This is a genomic window from Fluviicola sp., from assembly GCF_030151805.1.
Lineage (GTDB): Bacteria > Bacteroidota > Bacteroidia > Flavobacteriales_D > Crocinitomicaceae > Fluviicola.
Genome location: NZ_JASLCN010000271.1, coordinates 1 through 4723, shown reverse-complemented (window position 1 = coordinate 4723; position 4723 = coordinate 1). Strand labels below are relative to the sequence as shown.

The 4723-nt window shown below is 42.2% G+C and carries 4 protein-coding genes and 1 pseudogene; 2 read left to right on the top strand and 3 right to left on the bottom strand.

Translation table 11 applies throughout. The features are described from left to right. A pseudogene (locus Q1V93_RS10345) lies at positions 1-138 on the bottom strand (3-deoxy-manno-octulosonate cytidylyltransferase); the annotation flags it as partial. A gap of 363 nt (positions 139-501) precedes the next feature. Between Q1V93_RS10345 and Q1V93_RS10340 the strand changes: the two are divergent. Both Q1V93_RS10340 and pth read left to right on the top strand, forming a co-directional pair. Then, a complete protein-coding gene (locus Q1V93_RS10340) occupies positions 502-1461 on the top strand; it encodes a hypothetical protein (protein ID WP_300664410.1) in 960 nt (319 codons plus the stop codon). Positions 1462-1487: 26 nt separating this feature from the next. Continuing rightward, positions 1488-2051, top strand: coding sequence for an aminoacyl-tRNA hydrolase (gene pth / locus Q1V93_RS10335; protein WP_300664408.1), 564 nt, complete (start codon positions 1488-1490; stop codon positions 2049-2051). Positions 2052-2053: 2 nt separating this feature from the next. Here pth and Q1V93_RS10330 read toward each other — a convergent pair whose 3' ends face one another. Next, positions 2054-2692 carry a response regulator transcription factor gene (locus Q1V93_RS10330; RefSeq protein ID WP_300664406.1) on the bottom strand — a complete coding sequence of 213 codons (639 nt, stop codon included), beginning with the start codon at positions 2690-2692 and terminating at the stop codon, positions 2054-2056. Next, on the bottom strand, positions 2689-4723 hold a 2035-nt coding region (locus Q1V93_RS10325; protein ID WP_300664404.1), incomplete at its 5' end, for an ATP-binding protein. The genes Q1V93_RS10325 and Q1V93_RS10330, both read right to left, overlap by 4 nt.

Genomic DNA, 4723 nt, shown 5'->3' with positions numbered 1-4723 from the left:
CAGATCCGTTAGAAGAGAAGCTTTTGAAGCCCCTTCAACAACCCGTTGAATCATGGTTTTTCCTTTCAGATCGATCAAAGGTTTTCCCGGAAAGCGGGAAGAGCCGTAACGAGCCGGAATGATACCGAGAATGCGCATAGTTTAATTCTTTTCGCTCAAATATAAGAAAAAGCGCAGCTTTTGAAGACTGACTTGCAACAAACGTCAGTGCGGCAGCAAGGAGGGATAAGCGCAGCTTTTGAAGACTGACTTGCCACAAACGTTAGTGCGGCAGCAAGAAGGGATAAGCAGGTCTCTTAATTGGAAGTTAGATTGAAGTTGGTACGTGATGCATCGCGTACCAACCTATTTATTGAAAACGGATTCAAACTTCCTCCTCCAAAGGGCGATTTCCCATTACATGGCACATCTTGCACCATTGTCTGATTTCTCTTACTAGTCAATAGCCTCCCAAAAGGGGAAGCAGATATTTTTCACTAATTTCGTACTATGAATCTACGAATGAATAACTTATTTGCTGTTTTTGTACTGCTGATGCTTTCTTCAAAATTGCTTGCGCAGGAACAACCGAACCTGGTTTCATCAACGAAAGTAACCACGATCGGATATTGGAATATCGGTGATAAAATAACATACCATGTTACAACATCGGATGTAACGAATAAATCGAATACGACTCAACCGGCTAAACAATCGACCAATTCATATGATCTTGAAATCAAAGTGGTTGACAGTACGGAACATTCGTACAAGTTAGAGATGAGATACCTGAATGCTTCTGCTGAAGGAGTTGATCCGCGTTTAAAGGACATGATGAGTTCCTTTCAAACAGCTGCAGTGATACGCTACCAGACAGATGAGCTTGGCATTTTTCAAAAAATGCTGAATACAAGTGAATTGCAGAAAGACTTTCAGAAGAATTGTGAAGAATTCAAAAAGCAAGTAGTGATCAACCGCGGTGCAGAAGAGGCAAAGGCCTCTATAGCAGTTCTAGATGAATTATTGGTTGAATTCTCGAAACCGGAAAACGTAGAAGTACTCTATCTCGGAGACATTATGGCGATTCATGGAAATTATGGAATGGAGTTGAATCTCAATAAAGCGGTAGATATAGATATTGAGATGCCTTGCCTGATGGATATTGTTGTAAATGGAACAGGCAAAATCACATTACAATCCGTAAACAAAGCAAAAGACATCGCAATCATTTCGATTAAGTATAAACCGAACCAGGAAGAACTAAAAAAATACATGAAGACTTTCTTCGAGTTGTTCGTTCCCAAAGACGATAAAAAATTCAAGGTAGATGATATGAAGATTGATTTCGAAAACACAGAGAAGTTACAGATGTATTTATCGAGTGGTTGGATGGAATCCATTCAAACGAGCCGGACAGTAAGCGCCTCATTTGAAGATGAGAAAATCAAAAAAGTAACGACTGCGACCTATCAGCGCAAATAACCGAAACTGCTTTTTATCTTTGTAACATGAAATACCTGTTTGTCGGTTTGGGAAATCCGGGGTCGAAATACGAAGAAACCCGTCATAATATCGGTTTTAAAGTCGTTGAAGCTTTAGCAAAAGAATTGGGAGGAAGTTTTACCCTTCAAAAAACAGCTGAAGTGGCTGAAGTGAAATTCAAGGGAAGAACATTGATTCTGGTGAAACCCACGACTTATATGAATCTTTCCGGAAAAGCAGTGAATTACTATTTGCAGCAGGAAAAAATCCCGAAGGAAAACCTCGTGGTCATTACGGATGATCTGGCACTGCCGTTCGGAAAACTGCGTATGAAAGGAAAAGGATCCGATGGTGGCCACAATGGTTTGAAAGACATTCAGGCAACGTTGAATACCACTGAATATTGCCGTTTGCGATTTGGAGTAGGAGCCGATTTTCACAAAGGACAGCAAGTGGATTATGTATTGGGTGAATGGAGTTCAGAAGAAAGGGAAACACTGAACGAACGCATTCAGATAGCAACAGAATTCCTGAAAAGCTATGCCGCTGTGGGAATTCAATTAACGATGACGAACTGGAATAATAAGTAATATTATAGTTCCACAATCCGGTGTTTCAGTGCTTTTGCCACCGCTTCAGATGCAGAATTCACCTGTAGTTTCGAATAGATATTCTTGATGTGTGATCCGATGGTATCCACGGAAACGAACAGGTGCGTGGCAATTTTCTTGTAGGAATATCCTTTGGTAAGCAGCTCCAGAACTTCGTGTTCCCGCTTACTGAGTTCGAAATTCATCGTTTTCGGTTTACTTTTTTCCCGGAAAGCATCCAGCACTTTACCTGCAATTCCCGGACTAATGGGCGAACCCCCGGTAACAGCATTCCGGATTGCGGGAATTAACTCCGACGGAATTGATTTTTTCAGAATGTAGCCGTCAGCGCCCGCTTTGATGGATTCAAAGATTTTATCGTCATCTTCAAAAACCGTCAGCATGACGATCCGGGTTTCCGGACTCACATTTTTAATCCGTTTTACGCCTTCTATTCCACTGACTTCCGGCAAATCAATGTCCATCAGAACAATATCCGGTTTCAATCTCAGTACTTCCTCGGCGGCGCGTATGCAGTTGGGAAACAAATCCGGAATTTGAAAGTCGGGCTGACTTTCAAGCAGCAGTTTCAGTGATTCGCGCATATTGGCCTTGTCTTCAAAAATGATAATTGTCGTCATGTCAGTTGGATAGTGAGTTCAACAAGAGTTCCTTTTCCGGGAGAAGCCGAAATAAAAATGGCCGCTCCGATTTCTTTTGCGCGGGATTGCAGATTGTGAATTCCATTCCCGCGAACAGGTGCTTTGAGATCAAATCCGGATCCGTTATCCCGGACAGAAAATCTGAATTGCCTTCCGTTTAATTGAAAATCGATTTCAATCCGTGTTGCTTTGGAATGTTTCACCGCATTGTTCACGCTTTCCTTGAAAATCAGGTACAAGTGATATTTTGTGCGGTTATCCAGGCGAAAAGCCGTGGAACTTTGCGGAAGATTCAGATCGTATTCGATTGGAGTCCCTTCGATGGTTTCGGAAGCATAACGCGTCATGCGCTTGATCAATTCGTCGACCGAATCAAATTGTGGATTGATGTTCCAGATAATGTCATTGATCGTGTCACTGATCTGAACGGAATAACGGGAAATATTTTGCAAAGCCGTTTTTGCTTGTGGCGAGTCCGGGTTGGTTTGAAGCATATTCGCCATAATGTGAATCGAGCTTACGTTCGCTCCCAATTCATCGTGAAGATCTTTGGAAATCTGATTCCGGATGCGGAGCAAGCGGATATTCTGATAGCGTTTATACCCGTAAAATAAGCCGAAAAGCGCAAAAAGAAACAGGAATACGAGCAAGAGGAACCACCAGGTATTGTAAAAAGGAGGAGCAATCGTAATCAACAGTGATTTTGAAGATCCGGAACGAACACCTTCGTTATTGATGGAATAAAAGGTGAGTTTGTAATCATCCGGAGGTAAATTTTGCAATTCAATCAAACCATCCGACACTTGTTGTTCCTGCTGATTCAATTGATAAACCCATTTGTTTTTGCTTGATTCAGGATAAACACATGCTGCCAGGTAAATGCGGATGGTGTTTTCCCGGTTGGATACATTCAGTTTGCGTTCCGGAATCCGGACAGAATGATCGTTTACCATCATTTTTTCAATCTCCAGGGAAGGTGTTTTCGTGTTTTTGAACCGGTTATTGATAGCATAACTGCAGAAATAATCCGACACATTGTAGAGCAGCGCTCCTTGCTTGCTCAATGCTAGTTGGTTGTACCATTTCTGAGCATAATTCTCGTATGAAAACAGGCGTTTGCTGGTTTTGCTTTTCAGAAAATAAACATACAAACCGTCTACAGTCGTGTAAAACAAACGGTGTTTATCCGGAATTACCAGGTTTTCGATTCCGTCTCCAACCAAACCATCTGCGGTTTTCAGACACGTGATTTTCGAGAGATTATTCAGTTGTTGCCGGATAATTCCTGCACTGGTGGCGATGTAAGCATAGGAATCGGAAGCTTGCATGCAATGATAATCAACAGGAAGTTTCAACCGGGCAGGTTCCGTCACGAAAAGTGTTCGAAAGCCCGGATATTCCCTGACTTCCCAACCATCAAAAAAACGCAGAATCCACAATTTTCCGTTTTTCAGGCAAACATCTTTGCAGAAAAGTTTTTCCGGAGTATCGGGCTTCAGAGATTCCTGGAAAATGAACTTTTTTTGCCGCCAATCAAACAGCTTCAACCCGGTTTGCGTGCAGTAAGCAATCACGGAATCATTCAATTGTCGGATTCTTAAAATGCTCTCTGTAAGTAGCGGTTTGGCCTCTAATTTCCGGCTGTTAGACTGAAAGCGAAAAACACCGTTTTTGGACCCGACGAGAATTCCGGAATTCGTTTGAGTAATACAACTGACCTGAGTCAGTGAACTTGGAATGGTAACCAATTCATCCGAGTTTGCATCGTACAAAAAGAGTCCGTTGTGTTCGGTGCCAATCAGAAAGGAGTTCCCCCGAAGCGGAAAAACGGCGTTGATCAGAATGCCGTTTCTGAATGCTTCCCGATTGTGAAAATGATAGCTTTTGTTTTTCTGAAGAGAAGGGTGAAAATAGCTGATTCCCATACTGGTTGCAATCCAGATTCCCTGGTTGTTATCCGTATGAAGTGCCAATATCTGATTGGAACACAAACTTTTCGGATCGGATGGA